This is a genomic window from Rothia sp. HMSC078H08 (genome assembly GCF_001808955.1).
Classification (GTDB): Bacteria; Actinomycetota; Actinomycetes; order Actinomycetales; family Micrococcaceae; genus Rothia.
In genome coordinates, this window is the sequence record NZ_KV795257.1 from 467,832 (window position 1) to 489,622 (window position 21,791).

The window sequence follows — 21,791 nt, forward strand, 5'->3', positions numbered from 1 at the left end:
AGGTTGACACCGAGGTTCCCTCCCCCGTAGCAGGCGTTGTTGAGCAGATTCTCGTCCCCGAGGACGAGGACGTCGAGGTCGGCGCTGCTCTGGCTATCATTGGCGACGGTTCCGGCGCTGCTGCTCCGGCTGCTCCCGCAGCTGCTGAGGCTCCCGCAGCTCCCGCTCCGGTTGCTGAGGCTCCGGCTGCTCCCGCAGCACCCGCCGCTGCTCCGGCTGCTCCCGCAGCTGCTGCTGCAGGCATCGAGGTCGTACTGCCCGCACTGGGCGAGTCCGTCACCGAGGGCACCGTTACCCGCTGGCTGAAGGAAGTTGGCGAGCAGGTTGAGGTTGACGAGCCCCTGGTTGAGGTTTCCACCGACAAGGTTGACACCGAGGTTCCCTCCCCCGTAGCAGGTACCCTGCTCGAGATCCGCATCCCCGAGGATGAGGACGCAGAGGTTGGCCAGGTTCTGGCTATCATCGGCGACGCTGCTGCTGCAGCTGCTCCCGCTGCTCCGGCTCCGGTTGCTGAGGCTCCCGCAGCTCCCGCTCCGGTTGCTGAGGCTCCTGTTGCTCCGGCTGCACCCGCAGCTCCCGCTGCACCTGCCGCTCCGGCAGCTGCTGAGGGCGAAGCATACGTGACCCCGCTGGTCCGTAAGCTCGCTAAGGACAACGGCATCGACCTGTCCACCGTCAAGGGCTCCGGTGTTGGTGGCCGCATCCGCAAGCAGGATGTTCAGGCTGCTATCGCTGCTAAGGGTTCCGCTGCTCCCGCCGCTGCTGCTCCCGCTGCAGCTGCTGCTCCGGCTGCTGGTTCCGCAAAGGCACCGCACACCTTCGAGGTTTCCCCCAAGCGTGGCACCGTCGAGAAGACCGCACGTATCCGCCAGGTTATTGCAAAGCGTATGCGTGAGTCCCTGGACATCTCCACCCAGCTGACCCAGGTCACCGAGGTTGACGTGACCCGCATCGTTCAGCTGCGTGCAAAGGCTAAGGACGGCTTCGCTGCTCGTGAGGGCGCTAAGCTGACCTTCCTGCCCTTCTTCGTCCAGGCATCCGCTGAGGCTCTGCAGCAGCACCCCGCTCTGAACGCTTCCATGACCGAAGACTACAAGCAGATCACTTACCACGGCTCCGAGAACATCGCTATTGCTGTGGACACCCCCAAGGGTCTGCTGGTTCCGGTCATCAAGAACGCTTCTGACCTGGGCATTGCTGGCCTGGCAAAGGCTATTGGCGACCTGGGTGGCCGTGCACGTACCGGCGACATCTCCCCCGAGGAGCTGTCGGGTTCGACCTTCACCATCACCAACATTGGTTCCTTCGGTGCACTGTTCGACACCCCGATCATCAACCAGCCGAACGTTGCAATCCTCGGCACCGGTTCCATCGTGAAGCGCCCCATGGTTGTTAAGGATGTTGACGGTAACGACGTTATCGCTATCCGCTCCATGTGCTACCTGTCCCTCACCTACGATCACCGCGTGGTCGACGGTGCGGACGCTGGTCGCTTCCTGCACACCCTCAAGACCCGCCTGGAGGAGGCAAACTTCGAGTCTGAGCTGGGCCTCTAAGACCTGCATAGATTCAAGGAAGTTTCCTTGTGGCGGTGCCCTGATGGGTAACCGAGCGTAGCTCTCCGGGTTTTCCCGGACGGTGAGCAAAAAGGCGGCGGTTCCATCCACTTCGGTGGGTGGGGCCGCCGCCTTTTGTTGTGTCCGCGTTTCTACAGCGTCAGCTATACAGCGTCAGCTTCAGCTATGCAGGGACGGGCTCAGCGCGGGCTATCTCCCAGCCTTTCTCCCCGCGATGCAGGTCGAAGATGACTTTCTGGCGGGTGACGCCGTTTTCTTCGCTGAGTTTACGGGCTTCCTGCTCGGTTTTATCGGCGCGGTAGCCGGGCGCGGAGACTACCGCCATAACGCGGATGTTCTCGCTGTCGCGGCTGAGTTCTTCTGCAGTGTCAACGGTGAGCTCTGCGCCGCCTCGGGCACGGCGTTCTTGGTTTCGCTGGTCGATCAGGGCTCGTAGAATCTGATCGCCCTGAGCGCTTTTATCCTGTGCGGCTGTATCCTGCGCGCTCTGATCCTGTGTTTCCGTGCCGCCGGGCTCATGCTCCCCCGCTGCGTTCACAGATTGAGCGGATACGGGCTGCGCCGTTGCCGGGGCGTTCTGCCCGTAGAGGGTGAACCCGAGAGGCAGCGCAATAGCCCCCAGTGCGAGCGCGGCGAGTCCCAGGCGTGCAGCCAGTCCCAGGCGCGCGGAGGGGCGGGCGAAAGCACCGCGTAGCACCGTCAGGCGGGATGTGCCCGTCGCATCTGCGTTCTTTAGAGCGGGCGGCGCAGTCTTTGCGAAGCTTGCCGTGGGGCTCACAGTGGGGCTCAACGGCTTAGAACCTGCGGTAGCTGCGCGCCCCGATTTCTTCACGCCCGGCTTCTTCACGCGAGGCAGATGCTCTGCCAGGTAGCGTTGAGCCTTCTGCGCCTTTGAGAGCTTCTGTACCGGCGCGGGCTCCACAGCTGCGGGAATGAGGGCGCGGGCTCGTTCTGAACAGCTCAGGTAGACGTTCAGCGGGCGAGGCGGCACCTCCTCCGCCAGGGCGACCACGGAGCTGAGCCCTGCGAGCGCCGCCTCCTGGGCAGGTGCGTCCAGCAGGTATTCGAGGGCTCTGCCGAGGCGCTCAATCCACTCGCTACTGGGCGCCCCATTGGTTGCAATACCGCCCGCTCCCATGCGCTGTGAATCCATGCGCAGTGAGAGGGGTACGCGGGCGGTGGAGGGTTCCGGCGCGTGCCCGCAGGCGGCTTGCCAGAGCAGGGCTGCTGCGGAGCGTGCGTAGTTGCCCCGAGCGGCGGTGAGCTGTTCCGTATCTTGAGGGGCCGCTTCACGGTAGACAGCGTCAGGTAGCAGGAGTTTGGGCACTCCGGCGGCGCTCAGAGCGATGTATTCGGCGCTTAGTTCGGCGCGCCCCTCCCCCACCTTTTTGAGGCTGCCGAGCGCCCGGTGCAGGGTTCGCGCCAGGGTCATGAGCTCGGCGGGTGTCAGGGTGCGAGCGCGCAGGAGCTTGTCAAGGGTGCCCGCATCGAGGGGCTCGTACCAGAGGCACAGCTGATTGGCGCTATCGGTGCTCTCACCAGTAACGGCGTGGAGCTTGGCGAGTCCGGGCGCGTTACGTAGGGCGGCGGCTACCTGCGGGGTCTGGGCGTGCCGCTGAGCGGATACATCCGTGTTTTCCTCGAATCCGTACCCGTTGGCTGCCGCGCGCAGAGTGGGTGCGGCAGGAGCCAGCTGGGCGGAAGGAGCTGGCGGGATGGGCTGAGAAATGGTGCGCAGGGTGTAGCGTCCGGGGTGCGCGGAGGTTACGGAACGTGTAGCGGGCGCACTCTCGGTGGTTTCGCCCCGGTACTCGACAATCTGCAGAGTGGGTAGAGCCGGGTTGGCGATGCTTTCCAGAACGTGTGCTTCTTTGCTTCTCATACCATTATGTTATCAAATTGCATCAAATAATATCTTTAAGCACACTAAAATAGTTCAAGTACTCCAAAGAATAATTCAGGCATTTATCTGCTCATTCACCCCCTCCCCTTGAGCACACCCTCACGTAACATTCCGACGTGTTCGCTCATCACGTGATTCAGGGCGCCCTAATTTTCTTCCCTCCATTAGCAGTACTAAGGTAGAAAGTATGTCTGTGACGATTGAACGCGTGGGCTTCGCCCCGAACTATGTGAACTATGTTGAGTGCCTGGACGAGCAGTACCGCATCCACGATGAGGTGGCTAACCGCACCCGCCAGAATACGATTCTTCTACTTGAGCACGAGGCAGTGATTACCGCCGGTAAACGTACCGAAGATCACGAGTACCCCGCAGACAAGTCCACCCCCGTCGTCAAGATTGACCGCGGCGGCAAGCTGACCTGGCACGGCCCCGGCCAGCTGACCGGTTACCCGATTCTGCGTCTGCCCGAGCCCATTGATGTGGTGGCGTATGTGCGCATCATCGAGGAAATCATCATTAACGTCCTGGCTGGTCTGGGCATTAAGGGTGAGCGCGTTGAGGGTCGTAGCGGCGTGTGGATTCTGGGCGACGGCGTCACCCAGGACAAGAAGATCGCGGCACTGGGCATGCGCGTTTCGCGTAACACCACCATGCACGGCTTCGCGATTAACTGCTGCAATGACACTGCACCTTTCCAGCAGTTCATTCCCTGCGGTATTAGCGATGCGGGTGTTACCACCATTTCGGAGCAGCTGGGCCGCACCGTCACCCCCGCCGATATTTTGGAGCCGCTGGAGGCGGAGCTTCTGAAGTACCAGGACCGCCTGGCGGAGTCTTTCGAGCCCATTGCGGCGCAGGACTAAACGCAGGGTTAGACGCAGTCAAGAAGCATCGAGCAGGCCGTACACGTAACGCGTCCGGCTTTGTTCGTCATATACGAAATTCAGTTTCACCTACGCCTGAGCGGGCGTAAAATAGAAGATGGCCCACCTGCACAGAGGGCACATCTAGACCAAGGAGAAGACTTTTGAGCACCGCACCTGAAGGACGCAAGCTACTGCGTGTGGAGGCCCGCAACGCTGAGGTTCCCATTGAGAAGAAGCCTCACTGGATTAAGACCAAGGCTATTGTTGGCCCCGAATACAACGAGATGCGTGAGCTGGCTCGCGGTCAGGGTCTGCACACCGTGTGTGAAGAGGCTGGCTGCCCCAATATTTACGAGTGTTGGGAAGACCGTGAGGCAACCTACCTGATTGGTGGCTCCGAGTGCACCCGCCGTTGCGACTTCTGCAATATTGCGACCGGCAAGCCCGTCGCTGTTGATTACGCTGAGCCGTTCAAGGTTGCTAAGAACGTGAAGGTCATGGGTCTGCGTTACGCAACCGTGACCGGTGTTGCTCGTGACGACCTGGAAGACGGTGGTGCGTGGCTGTACGCAGAGACTACCCGTCAGATTCACAAGATGTGCCCGAACACCGGCGTTGAGATGCTCGTCCCCGACTTCAAGGGTGTTCCCGAGCATGTTCAGAAGGTGATTGACGCTAAGCCTGAGGTGTTCGCTCACAACTTGGAGACCGTCCCCCGTATCTTCCGTCAGATTCGCCCGGCGTTCCGTTACGAGCGTTCCCTGGATGTTATTACCCAGGCTAAGGAAGGCGGCATGGTCACCAAGTCCAACCTGATTCTGGGTATGGGCGAGACTGATGACGAGATTTACGAGGCGCTGTGCGATCTGCACGATGCTGGCTGTGACATCATTACCCTCACCCAGTACCTGCGCCCCGGCCCGCTCTTCCACCCGATTGAGCGTTGGGTGAAGCCGCAGCAGTTCGTGGATTTTGCGAACATGGCTGAGGAGATTGGTTTCGCTGGCGTTATGGCGGGCCCGATGGTTCGTTCTTCGTACCGTGCAGGTCGCCTGTGGGCTCGTGCAATGCGTAAGAACGGCTACCCGATCCCTGAGAACCTTGCCCACATTGAGGGTGAGGGTGCAGCCCTGCAGGAAGCCTCCTCCCTGGTGGCTGCGGGCTACTAAGCCTTTTCAGAATCTTTCTGAGAGCGTTGAGGCTCCTCGAACCCGGTGTTCGTCCGGTGTTCGGGGAGCCTCCCCTTATGCCCCGTCCCTTGTGCGGGTAGGGTAAACTAGAAAAATTGCAGGCATACACTGCATCGTTACGTCACTATGGTTCCGTGAGCGTTTGAGGCGCTTCTCGGGGCCGCGGAAGAACCAGCCGAGGAAGAATCGTGGCAGATAAGCGCGAAGAGAAGAAAAAGAAGAAGGAACGCACTCCGGGCACTTTCGCCCAGATGAAGCAGGTCTACCAGATGACCAAGAAGTCCGACCCGAATATCGGTTGGATTCTGAGTCTGTCGGCTCTGGGTACCCTTTTGGTTTTCCTCCTCATCGGTATTGCCCTGGGTAACTGGATTACTTTCCTGATTCTGGGTCTGGGCGTTGCCGCTATTGTGGCGATGCTTCTGCTGGGTCGCCGCGCGCAGACTGCGGCTTTTGCTCAGATTGAGAACCAGCCCGGTCGTAGTGGTGCAGCGATGAACTCGGTGCGCCGCGGTTGGATTGTTGAGGAGCAGCCCGTTGCTGCGAATCGCAACCAGGATCTGGTGTTCCGTGCGCTGGGCCGTCCCGGTATTGTGCTGGTGACCGAGGGCCCTCACAGCCGCGTGAACTCGCTGGTGAACACTGAGAAGAAGCACCTGGCTCGTGTGGCTCCCGGTGTGCCGGTTCACGTGATTGAGACCGGTCACGATGAGGGTCAGATTGAGCTCAAGGACGTTGTGAAGACTATGAACAAGCTTCCGAAGGCTCTGACTCAGCAGGAGATGCAGGTTGTTTCTGGTCGCCTGAGCACTCTGAACACTATGCGTAACCCGATGAATGGTCTGCCGAAGGGTGTTGACCCGATGCGTGCACGCCCCGACCGTCGTGCGATGCGCGGCCGCTAAGCGAGACGCTGATATAAGGTTTTGAAGGCTCCGGCTCTTCCCGTGTGGGGAGGACCGGGGCCTTTTGTTACGCCCGATTATTGCGCTGCTGAGGGCATTGATATTGGCTTTGCTACTGGCTCTACTGAGGGCGTTAGCATCTCTACTGTGTGTCGTGAGACAACCAAGATGTAACTCCTTTCCAGGATTTGTAACATTACCGAAACACGATAGTCACGCACGCGCAAAAAATAACCACTATGCTTGATATGTCACAGGGTTTTGCCCGCGGCCAAAAACTAAACCAAAGACTGAATGTGATGAGGGAAGATACCCTCCTGCACCGTCAGTCGAACAAGGAGCAGTCCTCATGTTTACCAGCCCCCAGGAAGTTCTCGACTTTATCAAGAACGAAGAAGTAGTCTTCGTTGATATCCGATTCACCGACATGCCCGGCGTGCAGCAGCACTTCAACCTGCCCGCTAAGGCGATTGATGACGATTTCTTCGTCAACGGCCAGCTTTTTGATGGCTCCTCCATTCGCGGCTTCCAGGGCATTGCAGAGTCCGACATGCAGCTGATTCCCGACGTTCAGTCCGCGTACGTTGACCCCTTCCGCATTGAGAAGACCCTGGTCATCATCTGCTCCATCGTGAACCCCCGCACCGGCGAGCCCTACCACCGTGACCCCCGCGGCGTCGCTGAGCGTGCCGAGGCGTACCTGCAGTCCACCGGCATTGCAGACACCGCGTTCTTCGCATCCGAGGCTGAATTCTTCGTCTTCGAGGATGTCCGCTACCAGGTCGAGCCGAACTCCGTGTTCTACAAGATCGACTCCGATGAGGCTCCCTGGAACACCGGCCGCAAGGAAGAGGGCGGCAACCTGGGCAACAAGACCCCCGTCAAGGGCGGCTACTTCCCCGTCTCCCCCGTCGACAAGCAGGCTGACCTGCGTGACGCAATGTGCGTAGCAATGGACGAGGTTGGTCTTGAGGTTGAGCGTAGCCACCACGAGGTGGGCGCAGCCGGCCAGGCAGAAATCAACTACAAGTTCGACACCCTCACCAAGGCTGCTGACGACCTGCTGAAGTTCAAGTACGTCATCAAGGGCACCGCAGACGCATGGGGCAAGTCCGTAACCTTCATGCCTAAGCCCGTGTTCGGTGACAACGGCTCCGGCATGCACTGCCACCAGTCGCTGTGGCAGGACGGCGAGCCCCTCTTCTACGATGAGCGCGGCTACGCTAACCTCTCTGACACCGCCCGCTGGTACATTGGCGGTCTGATTGAGCACTCCTCCGCTGTTCTGGCGTTCACCAACCCGACCGTGAACTCGTACAAGCGTCTGGTTCCCGGCTACGAGGCTCCCATCAACATGGTGTACTCGCAGGGTAACCGTTCCGCTGGTATCCGCATCCCGATTACCGGCACCAACCCGAAGGCCAAGCGTCTGGAGTTCCGCGCACCGGACCCCTCCGCTAACCCCTACTTCGCGTTCGCTGCTCAGCTGATGGCTGGTCTGGACGGTATCCGTAACCGCATTGAGCCGCCGGCACCGATCGATAAGGACCTGTACGAGCTGCCCGCTGAAGAGGCTAAGGACATCAAGAAGGCTCCGGCTAACCTGGAGGAGGCTCTGGCTGCTCTGGAGGCTGACCACGACTTCCTACTCGAGGGCGGCGTCTTCACCGAGGACCTGATTCAGGCGTGGATTGACTACAAGCGTAAGAACGAGCTGGAGCCGCTCTCGCTGGTTCCGCACCCGCTTGAGTACCAGCTGTACTACGGCGTCTAATTCACTGGCGTTTCATCTTTCCTTCTGAGCTTTGCCCAGCACCCGCACTGAGATAAGTTGCGGGGTGGGTTCTGGGGTAAGTTCTAGGTAGCAGGCAACGGCCTATACGTTCCTTTGGGAGCGTATAGGCCGTTGTTGTGTTTTCTGAGGGGTTTCTACTGGTTTTCTACGGGGCACAGGCTCGCCACACTCTTTTGGTGACGGTTCGTGTCTAATATTTTTCTGCTTCGATGAGCCTCGTGTGTCTTAGTTGCGCTTAGAGCGGCTCTAAGGGCTAAGCTGTTGGTGCTGGCGTTCCCTCCCTTTTTGTCGTGCAACCGGAGGGAACGCCAGTCTATTTTTATGCCCTCGCGTTGCTTGCGGTATATCAGCCGCGCTAAGTCAGCCGCACTTGGGTAATTCACGCCAGGGTGATCCGTTCAAGGGTCACATCATAAGATGTCGTACCCGCTAGTCCCGGGGTTCTTCCTGCACGGGCGTACAATGAAAGTGCGTGCGCCCGGCCTGCGTCACCTACGAATTCCTAGAGAAACGACACCGAATGCCGTGTTCTCCCTACCGCCCCTCCCACTCTCAGCATTAGCTAGGGCGGCTATCGCCGATGACCGACCGACCCGTCTGACGCCGCATCCACTGTAACGAGGAGAAATCTCATGGCATATCAGCCGACCATCCTAAACGGTGAAACTGTTTTCCGTAACGAAGTTTTTCAGACCGGCCTCATGTCCCAGCTGCTGGACGGCATCTACGATGGCGAGATGACCATCGGTGAGCTCCTGAGCCACGGCAACTTCGGTGTGGGTACCTTCAACGGCCTCGACGGCGAAATGGTCGTCCTCGACGGCGTCTGCTACCAGGTACGCCACGACGGTTCCGTGTCCCTGCCCGACCTGCGCCAGCAGACCCCCTACGCCGTGGTCACCAACTTCGTGCCCATGATTAAGCGCGAACTACCGCAGAACCTGCTGCGTAAGTCTGCCTCGCAGATTCTGGATGACTTCACCGTCTCCAAGAACTACATGTACGCCATCAAGATTTACGGCGAGTTCGAATGGGTCCGCACCCGCACCGTTATCAAGCAGGAGAAGCCCTACCCGAAGATGGTTGCGGCCACCGAGAACGAGGACATTGTCCAGTTCGATAACGTGACCGGCACGATTGTTGGCTTCCGCACCCCGATTTACGAGCAGGGCATCTCGGTGCCCGGCTGCCACGCCCACTTTATCGATGATGAGCGCGTTCAGGGCGGCCACGTGGTCGACTTCAAGTTGCGTTCGGCAAAGGTCGAGATTTGCCCCGGTACCGGCCTGCAGCTGCCCCTGCCGCTGACCCCCGAGTTCTCCTCCGCTAACCTCTCCCCCGAGGACCTGGCTGAGCAGATCTCCAAGGCCGAAAAGCACTAAGCTTCTTTCCCGCTCCCGGGATATAGCAACGGGCTATATTAACGAAGGAGCCGCCCTCTACAGTTCTGTAGAGGGCGGCTCCTTCGTGTTTATACGCGCTGTCGTGTTTATACGCGCTGTAAAGGGCGCTTACGCCTCCGGCACGAACTCGCCGTGGCCGCGCTCGCGCAGGGCAACACGCACCTTCTCAGCGGCCGCATCCAGCTCTTCGGCAGTTGCATCTTTCTTCGCGTTAGCGGGATCGTAGTCAGCCATGCCGTCAGCCGGGAACAGGTGGATGTGGGTGTGCGGCACGTCGAAGCCTGCAATCACCAGAGCCACACGGTCCTTATCAAACGCCTGATCCAGGGCACCAGAAATCTTGTGCGCCACAGCGAACAGGTGCGCTGCCAGCTCAGCCGGCAGGTCGGGCCAACGGTCGACCTCAGCGCGGGGAACGAGCAGCAGGTGACCTTCCGACAGAGGCATGATGTCCATGAACGCCACGCATTGATCGTCCTTCCAGACGAAACGACCCGGGATTTCGCCATCAATAATCTTGGTAAAAATTGTGCTCACAATACTCTCCTTCATGCGCCGTCATCGGCGCGTTTGAAGCTCAACGGTCAGGCTTACGCCTCAACCTCAATACTCTCACCGGGGTTCAGGTGCTTCAGCTCAGTGCCGTACTTCGCACCGAAGTTCGTCACCAGGCCTTCAATAATGCCGGTGCCATTCTGATTAATCATGCCGTTGTGAATCGGAACCACACGCTGCGCGCCGGTCGCAATCACAAAATCGATGACTTCCTGAACCTTCGACCAGGGGGCGTGAATCGGCACCAGGACGGTATTTGCACGCACGCGGTGAGGAACCACCAGCGAGTCACCCGGGTGGTACACGGCACCGTTAATCAGGTAACCAACGTTAGCGATGGTCTGAATCAGCGGGTGAATCAGGGCGTGCTGACCGCCGTAGGTCTTCACCTCAAAACCGGGGATGCTGAACTCAGAATCAGAGGAAACAACGGTAACCTCGGCAGCAGGCACAGCCTCCTTGATGACCTGGGCTACAGCCTCGGGAGCCCAAATCTTCAACGGGTTCTGCGACTCGGCGCGCTGAGCAATCAGCGGCAGCACCGACGGGCCATCAAAATGGTCCGGATGCGCGTGAGTCACGAACAGGTAATCGGCGCCTTCCAGCGCGGTGGCGTGTTCGCCTTCTGCGGCAAAGTTACCGGGGTCAAGAACGAGGGTGCGCCCCTCATTTTCAAGGCGGATACATGAGTGGGTGTACTTCGTCATTTTCATAGTTTTAGTCTACCGCGAACCTCCACACCCGCCCCGAGGCGGCTTCAACTTTTGAGATAAAGCGCAAATCAACCACCTTTTGAACGCCTCTAGTGTAAAGTCGTAAGACAAGATCGACCACACAATGGGGCGGAAATCCGCTCCGAAAGGTTCAGCAATGGACACTCATATTCCCGTACGGAGAATTACGAAGCCCGCCGAAGCCCGAAATACCCGCCAGCGCCGCATCATCAAAGCGACCATGGAAGAGCTCGGCGATTTCATCTCAGCACAGGATCTGCACCTGACCCTCGCGAACCGCAAGGAACAGGTCTCTCTCGCAACCACCTACCGTGTACTGCAATCGCTGGCTAACGCCGGTGAGCTCGACTCGGTCAAGGGCGTTGAGGGTGAGACCCTGTACCGCCACTGCCAGGTAAAGGACCATCACCACCACCTGCTCTGCCGCCGATGCGGCACCGCCATTGAGCTGGAAGCACCCGCCCTTGAGGACTGGGCACTGGCTATGGGTAAGCAGCACGGCTTCTCGGAGCTGGAGCACGTGGTTGAAGTGACCGGTTACTGCCCGGACTGCACTTTAGCACGTCGCGAGGAAGAAGCGCAGGGCGGCACTGCACGCTAACGTTGCAGGCCAAGCCGCAACCTCTAAGCCCCTCATCTGAGGAGCTATCCCCCATCGAGGGAAAACCTTCTCAACGAAGGAAACGGCGCCTTCAAGATCTTTGACGCCGCTACACCACGACACACAGGGCATCTGAACAAGGCAACGCCACACAGACTAAGCCCACGCCGCGCCGGGACATCCCCCTTTTCACCGCGGCACCTATGCACGACAACAAAAGAGCCCCACCTCATTCCCGAGGTGGGGCTCTTTCTATAGATCTTATGCCTTCTCAGCCAGCTGGCGGCCCGAGGCGCTATGGCGACGCTTCACGCCACCAATCACACGGCACACCACATAAATCAGGAAGGAAATACTGGTCACGTAGGGGCTAATCGGCAGCGAACCGGCAAGAGCCAGCAGAATACCGCCCACAATGGACGCCTCCGCGAACAGCACCGACAGGATCAGGGTGCGTACCGGAGAGGCAGTCACCTGCATCGCCGCAGCCGCCGGAGTAATCAGCAGCGCCAGCACCAGCAGCGAACCGACCACCTGCACCGACAGCGCCACAGCAATACCCAGAATCACCATGAACACCAGGGACAAAAAGCGCATCGGCACGCCCTTAGCGCGCGCAACCTCCGGGTCCAGGGAAGCAAAGCTCAGCGGACGCCACACCATCACCAGCAGGGAAATAATAACCACCGCACCAATAATCATGGTGTGCAGCTGGTCGGCATCCACGGACACGATCTGACCGGTCAGCAGACCAAACTTATTCGCGCTACGGCCCTGGTACAGGGAGAGGAAGAGAATACCCAAGCCCAGGCCGAACGGCATGAGCGCACCAATGACCGAGTTCGAATTGCTCGCTTTAGAACCCAGAAAGGCAATCAGCAGAGCCGAGGCAATCGAACCGACCATGGAGCCGGTCACCACGTCATAGCCGAGCAACAGGGCAAGGGCGGCACCCGCAAAAGACATTTCAGAAATGCCGTGCACCGCAAAGGCATGGTCGCGCATCATCACGAAAATGCCGACGAAACCGCCAATAAGGCCTAGCACAGCGCCAGCAAAAATGGAGTTCTGCAGCATCTGCAACAGCTCACCATAGCGGTCAAAAACGAAGATGCGGGAGAGCAAATCGTTCTGCGCGGCGGCAACCGGTGCCAGAGCGGGGAGGGAAGCAAGAATGGTCATCGAGTGGTTCCTCCCGGAAGGTGTAGAGTGCGCTGCGGTTCAGAGAGACCAGACTTCAGGTGGGAGCCGTGAATATTCTGGTCGGTGCCCTCAAGATGGCAGTGGTCGCTGGCGTGAGTCTCACCCACCACCACGTAACGACCATTAGACTTAAGCACGCTCACCGGGGTTCCGTACAGGGAGGTGAGAGTCTCGCTGGTCATGACCTTTTCCACCGAACCGACCGTGAAACGGCCATTCGCCAGGTAAAGAACGCGATCCACATGCTCAATGATGGGGTTGATTTCGTGGGTCACGAACACCACCGCCACGCCGCGTTCACGGTTGAACCGGTGAATCAGCTCAGCCACCGCGTACTGGTGGTTGAGGTCCAGGGAGAGTAGCGCCTCGTCAGCCAGCAGAATCTTCGGGTCGTTCGCGAGCGCCTGGGCGATACGCAGGCGCTGCTGCTCACCGCCGGAGAGCAGACCCACCGGCACGTTCGCGTACTCGGTCGCGCCGACGGCTTCGAGGAGCTCATCAACCTTGGCGCGGTATTTGCGGCTGTGCAGGCGGATGCCCCAGCGGTGCCCGTCCACACCAAGCCCCACGAGGTCGCGGGCACGCATCGGGGTGGAGGTGGGGATGGACTTCTGCTGCGGTACGTAGCCGACGCCGGCGTTGCCCAGGCGTGCGGGTTTGCCGAGCACAGAGATGTCGCCGGCGTTGAGTCCGGTCAGGCCGAGAACGACTTTGAGGAAGGTGGACTTGCCGGAGCCATTGGGTCCGAGCACGGCGAAGTATTCGCCTGCGCCGATGTCGAGGGTTAGATCTTTCCAGAGGGTGCGGGTCCCGAAAGCGAGGCTACCCCCGCGAATGGAAATCGCGGGGGCGGCACCGTTATTGTTGTCAGTCACTTAGGAGAGCGCCTTTTCGAGGTTGCTGACGTTGGTCTTCATCCATGCCAGGTAGTTGGTGTTTTCCGGCAGGGTTTCGGTGAAGGATACGTAGTTCACCGAGGCGTCCTTAGCTGCCTGCAGCACCTCGTTGGTCTGGGAGGTGGAGGTCTGCTCGTTGTAGGCGAGCAGCTGGACCTTCTTCTCGGTGACCATGTCCTTGGTTTCCTTCAGGACGAGGGCGGGGACGTCGTTGCCGGCTTCTGCCGCCTCAGCGAATTCGCTGGGGGTTGCGTTCTCTGCGCCGGTGGAGGAAATCAGGTAGTCCGGCACGGGCTCGGTGGACAGGTACTTCTTGCCTTCACCGGCGATTGCCTTAGCTGCTGCGTCCAGTGCGTCCAGTTCCTTGGAGAAGGTGGATGCGTTGGTGCGGAACGCCTCAGCGTGTGCGGAGTCGAGGCCTGCGAGCTCTTCAGCGATCTTCTGGGCGACCTTCTTCATGGTTTCGAAGTCGTACCAGAGGTGCTCATTGAACTCGTGTGCGTGGGCGTGGTCGCCGCCGTCTTCGTGGTGTTCGCCGCCGCGGTGGTCCTCGACCAGGTGGGTGTATTCGGCGTCGGTGAGCTTGCCGCTGACCTTGACCGCGTTCACGATCTTCTGGGAGGCGTTGTCCTTGCCTGCGAGGTCTTCGAGGAACAGGTCGTAGCCTGCGCCGTTGATGACGATCAGGGATGCGTCCTTTGCCTTGAGACGGTCGGCGCTGGTGGCTTCGTAAGAGTGGGGGTCGGTGCTGGTGGAGGCAATGAGCGCGGTGACCTCAATGTAGTCGCCGCCAACCTGCTTGGCGATGTCTGCGTAGACGTCGGTGGAGGCGACGACCTTCACCTTGCCCTTGTTAGAGCCAGCCGAGGAGGACGAACCGGAGGAGGTCTTGTTCTCGGTTGCGCAGCCTGCCAGCAGCAGGGAGGACGCAGCGAGTGAGCCCATTGCGGTGAGGAAGTGCTTGCGGGTGATCTTCGGGTGCGACATGAGGGCTCTCTTTCGGTTCGTTCTAGTCTGTAGGTTCCTTAACTACATCATGCGCACACCCGTATAAACAACTCTTTATTGGTGTCATTTGGGTGCTGTTAGGCAACCCTTTTCCCTGTCAGTAGCTTATGCAACAGGGATAGTTAGCTCAGCCTACTGCGCTCCCCCACCGCTACTTTATACTGCCGCTTCATCCCTCCGTCTGAGAGTGCCCCTTGGGGGCATCCATAAGACGTTTTTAACCGCAAAACAGCCCGCCCCTCGCCCTCTTTGACGAGGGCACCGGGCGGGCTGTGTGTTCAAGATTTCCCTGTTTTATTCGAGGTATCTCACGATACGGCTACTGGGCTTATTACTGGGCTTCACGCGACTGCTGTCGGCGTACACGCTCACGCACCGCGTCCTGGGTGGTGTCGTTGATTTCGCCGACGAGCTCCTCCAGCACGTCTTCGAGGAAGACCACACCGAGAGTTACGCCGTGCTCATCCATAACCTGCGCGATATGGGTTCGGCTGCGCTGCATGGAGGCGAGCGCATCGTCAATATCGGTGGTCGGGGTGAGCGTGTCCAGGGAACGCAGCTTGTACCAGGGGAAGGGCTCCTCGAACCGCTCGGGGGCAATGGCGAGGGCGTCCTTCACGTGCAGGTAGCCCATGTAGGTTCCGTCACTGTCGGTAATGACGAATCGGGAGTAGCCGCTACGTGCCACGGCGCGTTCCAGCTCGGCGGGGGTGCTGCCGAAGGGCAGGGTGACGAGCTTATCGCCGGGCACCATGATTTCGTAGACGTCCTTCTCGGTGAATTCGAGGGCGCTTTCAATCACGCCGGCGTCGTCTTCCACAGTGCCTTCCGCGGTTGAGGTTGCCACGATGGTCTGCAGCTCGCCCAGGGTGAAGGTGGAGGCGACTTCGTCCTTCGCGTCGACCTTCATGAGCGCCAGCAGCTTGTTGGACAGGTTGTTCAGCAGGGCGACCACGGGGGCGAAAATCTTGGAGAAGGTCACCAGGGTCGGCACAATCCAGAGAGCCACACCGCGGGCGGCGAGGGTCACGGCGGCGTTCTTGGGAACCATCTCGCCGAAGATCACGTGCAGGTAGGTGACCATAATCAGGGTGATACCGAAGGCGATTACGTCCACGATTGCGTGGGGCAGGCCGACCAGGTGCAGGGGCACCTCCAGCATGTGGTGCAGTGCCGGTTCTGAGACGTTCAGAATCAGCAGCGAGCAGATGGTGATGCCCAGCTGGCAGGTGGCGAGCATGAGCGAGACGTTTTCTAGCGCGTAGATGACGGTCTGCGCTCGCTTATTGCCTTCTTCGGCGAGCGGTTCGATTTGTGCTCGTCGGGTGGACATGATGGCGAATTCACCGGCGACGAAGAAGGCGTTTCCGGCGAGCAGGATGACGAGCAGTGCGATGGCTACCCAGTCGTTCATGCGTTGCCTCCCTTCTCGGTCTGTTCCTGTGCGCTAGGTGCGGGGGTGAATCGGATGCGGTCCACGCGGCGGCCTTCGAGGGTGTCGACGCGCAGAGTGCCGCCGGGTACGGGGACGCTGTCGCCTACTTCGGGGATGCGGCCGAGCCGTTCCATCATGAAGCCGCCGACGGTTTCGTATTCGGGGCTTTCCTCAACCTCGAGCCCGGGGATGAGCGCGTTGATTTCGTCGGGGCGGCGCAGGCCGGAGAACACCCAGTCGCCGTTGCCGTAGCGTAGGGGGCGTTCGGTGCGGCCGCGGTCGTGTTCGTCGGAGACTTCGCCGACGATTTCTTCGACGAGGTCTTCGAGGGTTGCGATGCCCGCGGTTCCGCCGTATTCGTCGAGGACCACGGCGAGCTGCAGGGCACCCTGGCGTAGCTGGGTGAGCAGCGCGTCCAGGTGCAGGGTTTCGGGGACCTGCAGCACGTCTTCTGCAAGGGCGCCGGCTTCGAGGGTTTCACGTACCTCCGGGGGCACACCGACCGCTTTCTTCACGTGTACGACGCCCACGATGTTGTCGTGGTCGCCCTTGTAGAGGGGGAATCGGGAGTGGCCGGTGGAGCGTGCCAGCTTGATGACTTCGGCAACGGGGGCGGTGTCTTCGAGCATGGCGACCTGGCCGCGCGGGGTCATTACTTCGGAGGCGGTCAGCTCGGAGAAGCGCAGGGTGCGGTCCACGAAGCGTGCCGCGTCGGAGTCGAGGGTGCCTTCTTCTGCGGAGCGGCGCACCATGGAGGAGAGCTCTTCGGGGGTGCGGGCGGCGGAGAGTTCTTCTTTGGCTTCCATGCCGAAGCGTCCGAGAATCCAGTTGGCGGATCCGTTCATGATGCGCACGAGCGGGGACATGACGCGGGTGAATGCCAGCTGCGCGGGGGCGACTCGACGCGCCACATCGTAGGGTTCGGCGATAGCGAGGCCCTTGGGCAGCAGTTCGCCGACGACCATGGAGAGCAGGGTTGCGATGAGCATCGCCAGCACCAGGGTGAGTACGTCGGTCACGCTGGTGGGCAGACCCAGGCTGCTGATGGCGCCGGTGGTGAGCGCCTTGATGGCGGCGTCGAGGGTGTAACCGGTCAGCAGCGTGGTGATGGTGATGCCGATCTGGCAGCTGGAGAGCTGAGTAGAGAGCGTCTTGAGGCAGCGCAGGACGGCGTCGGCTGCTTTATCGCCGGAGTCCTTTGCCTGCTGCACGGTCGCGGTTTCGAGTGCTACGAGGGAGAACTCTACGGCGACGAAGAAGCCGGTACCCAGGATGAGGAGCAGGCCGATGAGCAGAAGGATTAGATCCACTCAGCCACCGCCTCCATCGACTGGTGTGCGGCGACTCGGTTCTGGTGAAGCACCACCGCGCGGGAGATGTCCAGATGCTGGGCACTCGAAAGCGGGGTGTTTTCACGGGTGGCTGCACGGAACATCACGGTACGGAGCGCCGAGTATTCGGGCAGTATTCTGCGCTGGCTAGTAGTCAGAGTCTTACTCAAAGGGTCATCCATACCCCATATTTTAGCGAAGGTTTCGTCTCTTCCCGGTGCTGTAGAGTGCCTGCTCACACGTGCAAGACAGTACTTGTTGCGCACGCGGCTCATTGCTAATCCCTAAGAGTGAAAAATTGCATTGCGGATATAGCGCGATGAGCTGGAAAGTTCACCGTGCTTCTCTTTACACTTATACATAGGAGCATGAGTGTGCCGCCATGCAAGCGGATGAACCCCGACGTTCACGGCACGCTAGGCAGGTTTGTACGGTGCACACCCCGCACATACGGCCACCATCTTAGGCGATGCGCACATGCTCAGCGTGATGATTCGCCCCTCGAAGACGCGGGTCGTCTATGCCGGGGAGAGTCCCGGACGCGACGGATAAATTCACACTAATTGGAAGAGGCGTTTAACGTGCCAAATCTGCCAGAACATCTGGTGCCTGAGGAATTTGCCGGTAACGAATGGTTCGTTGAAGAACAGTACGAGCGTTACCAGAAGGACAAGAGCCTCGTGGACCCTTCATGGTGGCCCATTTTTGAGACCATCGATAAGGCGCTGGGAGGCGCCGGTACCGCTAGTGCAGCTCCTGCTGCGGCACCCGCCGCACCGGCTGCACCTGCCGCACCTGTAGCAACTCCCGCCCCCGCGGCACCGAAGCCTGCGGCTGCGCCTGCTAACCCCACCCCTCCCGCTGCTACCAAGAAGGCTGAAACTGTGGAACCTGCTGAAGACAAGATTGTCCCCCTCCGCGGCCCTGCTAAGGCAGTCGTCACGACCATGGAAGAGTCGCTGACTGTCCCCACCGCAACCACCGTTCGTGCGGTCCCCGCAAAGCTGCTCATTGAGAACCGCGCAGCCATCAACAAGTACCTGGCAAGCACCCGCGGCGGCAAGGTTTCCTTCACCCACATCATTGGTTACGCTGTGATTCGCGCAGTGGCAGCGATGCCCTCGATGAACGTGACCTACGGTGTGGACGAGAAGGGCAAGCCCGTTGCAATCCACAACGCACACGTAAACTTTGGTCTGGCTATTGACCTGCCCCGCCCCGACGGCTCCCGCAACCTGGTCGTTCCGAACCTTAAGGGTGCTGAGCAGCTGAGCTTCCGTGAGTTCTGGGATGCGTACAACGACATCGTTAAGCGTGGCCGTAACGGCGCGCTGACCATTGAGGACTTCCGCGGCACCACTGTTTCGCTGACCAACCCCGGTGGTATCGGTACCGTCCACTCGGTGCCCCGCCTCTCCAAGGGCCAGGCAGCGATCATCGGTGTGGGTGCTCTGGAGTACCCGGCTGAGTTCCGCGGCCTGTCCGAGAAGCTCATCACCCAGCAGGGCCTGTCCAAGATCATCACCCTGACCAGCACCTACGACCACCGCGTCATTCAGGGCGCAGGTTCCGGTGAGTTCCTGAAGCTGGTTGAGCACTACCTGCTTGGCGGCGACGACTTCTACGACGCTATCTTCCGCGATTTGAAGGTTCCCTTCGAGCCGGTCCGTTGGGCACGCGACAACCACGTCGATGACGCTCACGAGATTTCCAAGGTTGCACGTATTCAGCAGCTGATTCACGCGTACCGCGTGCACGGTCACCTGACCGCAGCAACCAACCCCGTTGGCTACAAGATGCGTTCGCACCCGGACCTGAAGCTGGAGAACTACGGCCTGACCCTGTGGGATCTGGACCGCGTCTACCCGACCGGTGGCTTCGGCGGCGCTGAGCGTCTGCCGCTGCGCACCATCCTGGAGCGCCTGCACGAGGCATACTCCGGCTCCCTGTCCGTTGAGTACATGTACTCTGAGGACCCCGAGGTTCGCGCATGGTTCCAGGAGCGCCTGGAGCGCGGCGTTGCTAAGCCCACCCGCGAGGAGCAGCTGCGCGTTCTCTCCAAGCTGGTTGAGGCTGAGGCATTCGAGAACTTCCTGCAGACCAAGTACCTGGGTCAGAAGCGCTTCTCCCTGGAGGGTGGCGAGTCCCTGATTCCGTTGCTGGATGCTGTTCTGGATAAGGCCGCTAACAACGACCTGAAGGGCGTTGCCATTGGTATGGCACACCGCGGTCGCCTGAACGTGCTGACCAACATTGCTGGTAAGTCCTACGCCCAGATTTTCCGTGAGTTCTCCGGCACCGCAGCACCCTACGAGGGCGGTTCCGGTGACGTGAAGTACCACCTCGGTACCGAGGGTGTCTTCACCTCCGATTCCGGTAAGCAGACCCAGGTGTACGTGGCTGCTAACCCCTCGCACCTTGAGGCTGCAAACACCGTGCTCGAGGGTATCGTCCGCGCTAAGCAGGACGTCTACCGTGAGCAGGGCGTTGAGGGCCACCCGGTCCTGCCGATCCTGATTCACGGTGACGCAGCGTTCGCTGGCCAGGGTATCGTCATGGAGACCCTGCAGATGGCTGACCTGAAGGCGTACACCACCGGCGGCACCGTGCACGTTGTGGTGAACAACCAGATTGGCTTCACCACCCTGCCGAACGACGGCCGCACCGCAACCCACGCCTCCGACATTGCGCGTATGACCAAGGCTCCGGTCTTCCACGTCAACGCTGATGACCCGGATGCAGTGGTTCGCGCCGCACGCCTGGCATTCGAGTACCGCGAGCGCTTCGGCCGCGACGTTGTCATTGACCTGATTTGCTACCGCCGCCGCGGTCACAACGAGGCTGACGATCCGTCGATGACCCAGCCGAAGATGTACCAGGATATTGACGTCCTGCCCTCGACCCGCACCCTGTACGCACAGGACCTGGTCGGTCGCGGCGATGTCTCTCAGGAAGAGGCAGACGAAGTTCTGGACTCCTACCACTCGAAGCTGGACGCTATCTTCGTCGAGACTCAGTCTTCGGCACCGGCTCCTGCTGGCGCGCACGTTTCCGGTCTGGAACTGCCCGCTGCTCAGCAGAACACCGAGGTCGTTCACGGCGGTAAGACTGCGATCTCCCGTGAGACTCTGCAGCACATCGCTGACGCGTTCGGTAAGGCTCCCGAAGGCTTCACCGTCCACAAGAAGCTGAAGAAGCTCATGGAGCAGCGCGTTGAGATGGGCCGCACCGGCAACGTGAACTGGGGTATGGGTGAACTGCTCGCCTTCGGTTCGCTGCTGATGGAGGGCACCGACGTTCGTATGAGCGGTCAGGATGTTCAGCGCGGTACCTTCGTTCAGCGTCACGCTGTTCTGCACGACCACATCACTGATGAAGAGTGGTCGCCGCTGGAGCACCTCTCTGAGGACCAGGGCAAGTTCCGTATCTACAACTCCTTCCTCTCTGAGTACGGCGTTCTCGGCTTCGAGTACGGCTACTCGGTGGAGCGCCCCGACTCGCTCGTGGTGTGGGAGGCTCAGTTCGGTGACTTCGCAAACGGCGCTCAGACCATCATTGACGAGTTCGTGTCTTCCTCCGAGCAGAAGTGGGGCCAGCGCTCCTCGCTGGTTATGCTGCTTCCTCACGGCTACGAGGGTCAGGGTCCTGACCACTCCTCGGCTCGTGTTGAGCGTTACCTGCAGCTGTGCGCTGAGAACAACATGACTGTTGCCTGCCCCTCGACTCCGGCTTCGCACTTCCACCTGCTGCGTCGCCACTCTCAGCACCGTCCGTACAAGCCGCTCGTGGTGATCAGCCCCAAGCAGCTGTTGCGTCTGAAGGCTGCTGCGTCCTCCATCGAGGACTTCACCGAGGGTTCGTTCCAGCCGGTGATTGGTGACCGTTCGGGTATTAACCCGGCTCAGGTTGAGCGTGTGGTCTTCGTATCCGGTCGTCTCTACTACGATCTGGAAGCTGAGCGCGAGCGCCGCGGCGACACCAAGACCGCTATTGTCTCGGTGGAGCAGCTGTACCCGCTGCCCGAGCAGGAGATCAAGGAGCAGCTGGCTCTGTACTCGAACGCTACCGACGTTGTGTGGGCTCAGGACGAGCCTGCTAACCAGGGTCAGTGGCCGTTCATGGCTCTCAACCTGCAGCCGCTGATCGACCGCCGTATGCGTCTTGCTTCCCGCTCCGCAGCTGCTTCCCCGGCTGCCGGTACCGGTAAGCTGCACGCAGCTGAGGCTGAGGCTCTGCTCAAGCAGGTCTTCGAAGGCTAAGGTCTTCTACAGCTGATCGGCTGATGATTTAGCTCTTCAAAACCCGTCTTCCCGTCAGATGTTTCTGGCGGGGAGACGGTTTTTTGGTCTCGGATACTTACCGGATAGGGTATTAAGTTCGAAAAGAG

17 protein-coding genes are annotated in these 21,791 nt (G+C 60.1%); 8 read left to right on the plus strand and 9 right to left on the minus strand.

Annotated elements, in window-relative coordinates:
- A partial coding sequence (gene sucB, locus HMPREF2528_RS08625; RefSeq protein WP_070543742.1) for a 2-oxoglutarate dehydrogenase, E2 component, dihydrolipoamide succinyltransferase occupies positions 1-1,556 on the plus strand: 1,556 nt, incomplete at its 5' end.
- A 184-nt stretch (positions 1,557-1,740) separates the two neighbouring features.
- On the opposite strand, the gene HMPREF2528_RS08630 is transcribed toward sucB, so the two are convergent.
- The gene (locus HMPREF2528_RS08630; protein WP_070543743.1) at positions 1,741-3,459 is read right to left on the minus strand and encodes a peptidase; all 1,719 of its coding nucleotides are present in this window, start codon (positions 3,457-3,459) and stop codon (positions 1,741-1,743) included.
- A gap of 184 nt (positions 3,460-3,643) precedes the next feature.
- On the opposite strand from HMPREF2528_RS08630, the gene lipB reads away from it, so the two are divergent.
- The 5 genes from lipB (at position 3,644) to budA (ending at position 9,620) form a co-directional block, all read left to right on the plus strand.
- A complete protein-coding gene (lipB, locus tag HMPREF2528_RS08635; protein ID WP_256387664.1) occupies positions 3,644-4,345 on the plus strand; it encodes a lipoyl(octanoyl) transferase LipB in 702 nt (233 codons plus the stop codon).
- A gap of 164 nt (positions 4,346-4,509) precedes the next feature.
- On the plus strand, positions 4,510-5,517 hold the full coding sequence (gene lipA / locus HMPREF2528_RS08640) for a lipoyl synthase (RefSeq protein WP_005505472.1): 1,008 nt from the start codon (positions 4,510-4,512) through the stop codon (positions 5,515-5,517).
- A 209-nt stretch (positions 5,518-5,726) separates the two neighbouring features.
- Positions 5,727-6,443, plus strand: coding sequence for a DUF4191 domain-containing protein (locus tag HMPREF2528_RS08645; protein ID WP_049342166.1), 717 nt, complete (start codon positions 5,727-5,729; stop codon positions 6,441-6,443).
- A 349-nt stretch (positions 6,444-6,792) separates the two neighbouring features.
- Positions 6,793-8,217, plus strand: coding sequence for a type I glutamate--ammonia ligase (gene glnA, locus HMPREF2528_RS08650; RefSeq protein ID WP_005508615.1), 1,425 nt, complete (start codon positions 6,793-6,795; stop codon positions 8,215-8,217).
- Between the two features lie 653 nt (positions 8,218-8,870).
- Positions 8,871-9,620, plus strand: a complete 750-nt coding sequence (gene budA, locus HMPREF2528_RS08655) for an acetolactate decarboxylase (RefSeq protein ID WP_070543744.1) — start codon at positions 8,871-8,873, stop codon at positions 9,618-9,620.
- A gap of 129 nt (positions 9,621-9,749) precedes the next feature.
- Here the strand turns inward: budA and HMPREF2528_RS08660 are convergent, their stop codons facing one another.
- A complete protein-coding gene (locus tag HMPREF2528_RS08660) occupies positions 9,750-10,178 on the minus strand; it encodes an HIT family protein (RefSeq protein ID WP_070543745.1) in 429 nt (142 codons plus the stop codon).
- A gap of 53 nt (positions 10,179-10,231) precedes the next feature.
- Positions 10,232-10,909, minus strand: a complete 678-nt coding sequence (locus HMPREF2528_RS08665; RefSeq protein ID WP_049349528.1) for an MBL fold metallo-hydrolase — start codon at positions 10,907-10,909, stop codon at positions 10,232-10,234.
- Between the two features lie 157 nt (positions 10,910-11,066).
- Here HMPREF2528_RS08665 and HMPREF2528_RS08670 point away from each other — a divergent pair, with 157 nt between their 5' ends.
- Positions 11,067-11,531 carry a Fur family transcriptional regulator gene (locus HMPREF2528_RS08670; protein WP_070505959.1) on the plus strand — a complete coding sequence of 155 codons (465 nt, stop codon included), beginning with the start codon at positions 11,067-11,069 and terminating at the stop codon, positions 11,529-11,531.
- Positions 11,532-11,792: 261 nt separating this feature from the next.
- Here HMPREF2528_RS08670 and HMPREF2528_RS08675 read toward each other — a convergent pair whose 3' ends face one another.
- From HMPREF2528_RS08675 to HMPREF2528_RS08700, 6 genes are all read right to left on the minus strand, one after another.
- Complete coding sequence (locus HMPREF2528_RS08675; protein WP_049342170.1) at positions 11,793-12,713, minus strand: metal ABC transporter permease; 921 nt, start codon at positions 12,711-12,713, stop codon at positions 11,793-11,795.
- Positions 12,710-13,609 carry a metal ABC transporter ATP-binding protein gene (locus HMPREF2528_RS08680; RefSeq protein WP_070543746.1) on the minus strand — a complete coding sequence of 300 codons (900 nt, stop codon included), beginning with the start codon at positions 13,607-13,609 and terminating at the stop codon, positions 12,710-12,712. Before HMPREF2528_RS08680 ends, HMPREF2528_RS08675 begins: the two co-directional genes overlap by 4 nt.
- Entirely contained in the window at positions 13,610-14,617 is a 1,008-nt protein-coding gene (locus tag HMPREF2528_RS08685; RefSeq protein WP_012903249.1) for a metal ABC transporter solute-binding protein, Zn/Mn family, read from the minus strand.
- Between the two features lie 352 nt (positions 14,618-14,969).
- A complete protein-coding gene (locus HMPREF2528_RS08690; protein ID WP_070543747.1) occupies positions 14,970-16,052 on the minus strand; it encodes a hemolysin family protein in 1,083 nt (360 codons plus the stop codon).
- A complete protein-coding gene (locus HMPREF2528_RS08695) occupies positions 16,049-17,383 on the minus strand; it encodes a hemolysin family protein (protein WP_012903247.1) in 1,335 nt (444 codons plus the stop codon). The genes HMPREF2528_RS08690 and HMPREF2528_RS08695 overlap by 4 nt, the downstream gene beginning before the upstream one ends.
- Complete coding sequence (locus HMPREF2528_RS08700) at positions 17,374-17,574, minus strand: hypothetical protein (protein ID WP_141744700.1); 201 nt, start codon at positions 17,572-17,574, stop codon at positions 17,374-17,376. Before HMPREF2528_RS08700 ends, HMPREF2528_RS08695 begins: the two co-directional genes overlap by 10 nt.
- 411 nt (positions 17,575-17,985) lie before the next feature.
- On the opposite strand from HMPREF2528_RS08700, the gene HMPREF2528_RS08705 reads away from it, so the two are divergent.
- Positions 17,986-21,663: a multifunctional oxoglutarate decarboxylase/oxoglutarate dehydrogenase thiamine pyrophosphate-binding subunit/dihydrolipoyllysine-residue succinyltransferase subunit gene (locus HMPREF2528_RS08705; protein ID WP_070543748.1), complete on the plus strand. Its 3,678-nt coding sequence runs from the start codon at positions 17,986-17,988 to the stop codon at positions 21,661-21,663.
- The last annotated feature ends 128 nt before the right edge of the window (positions 21,664-21,791 follow it).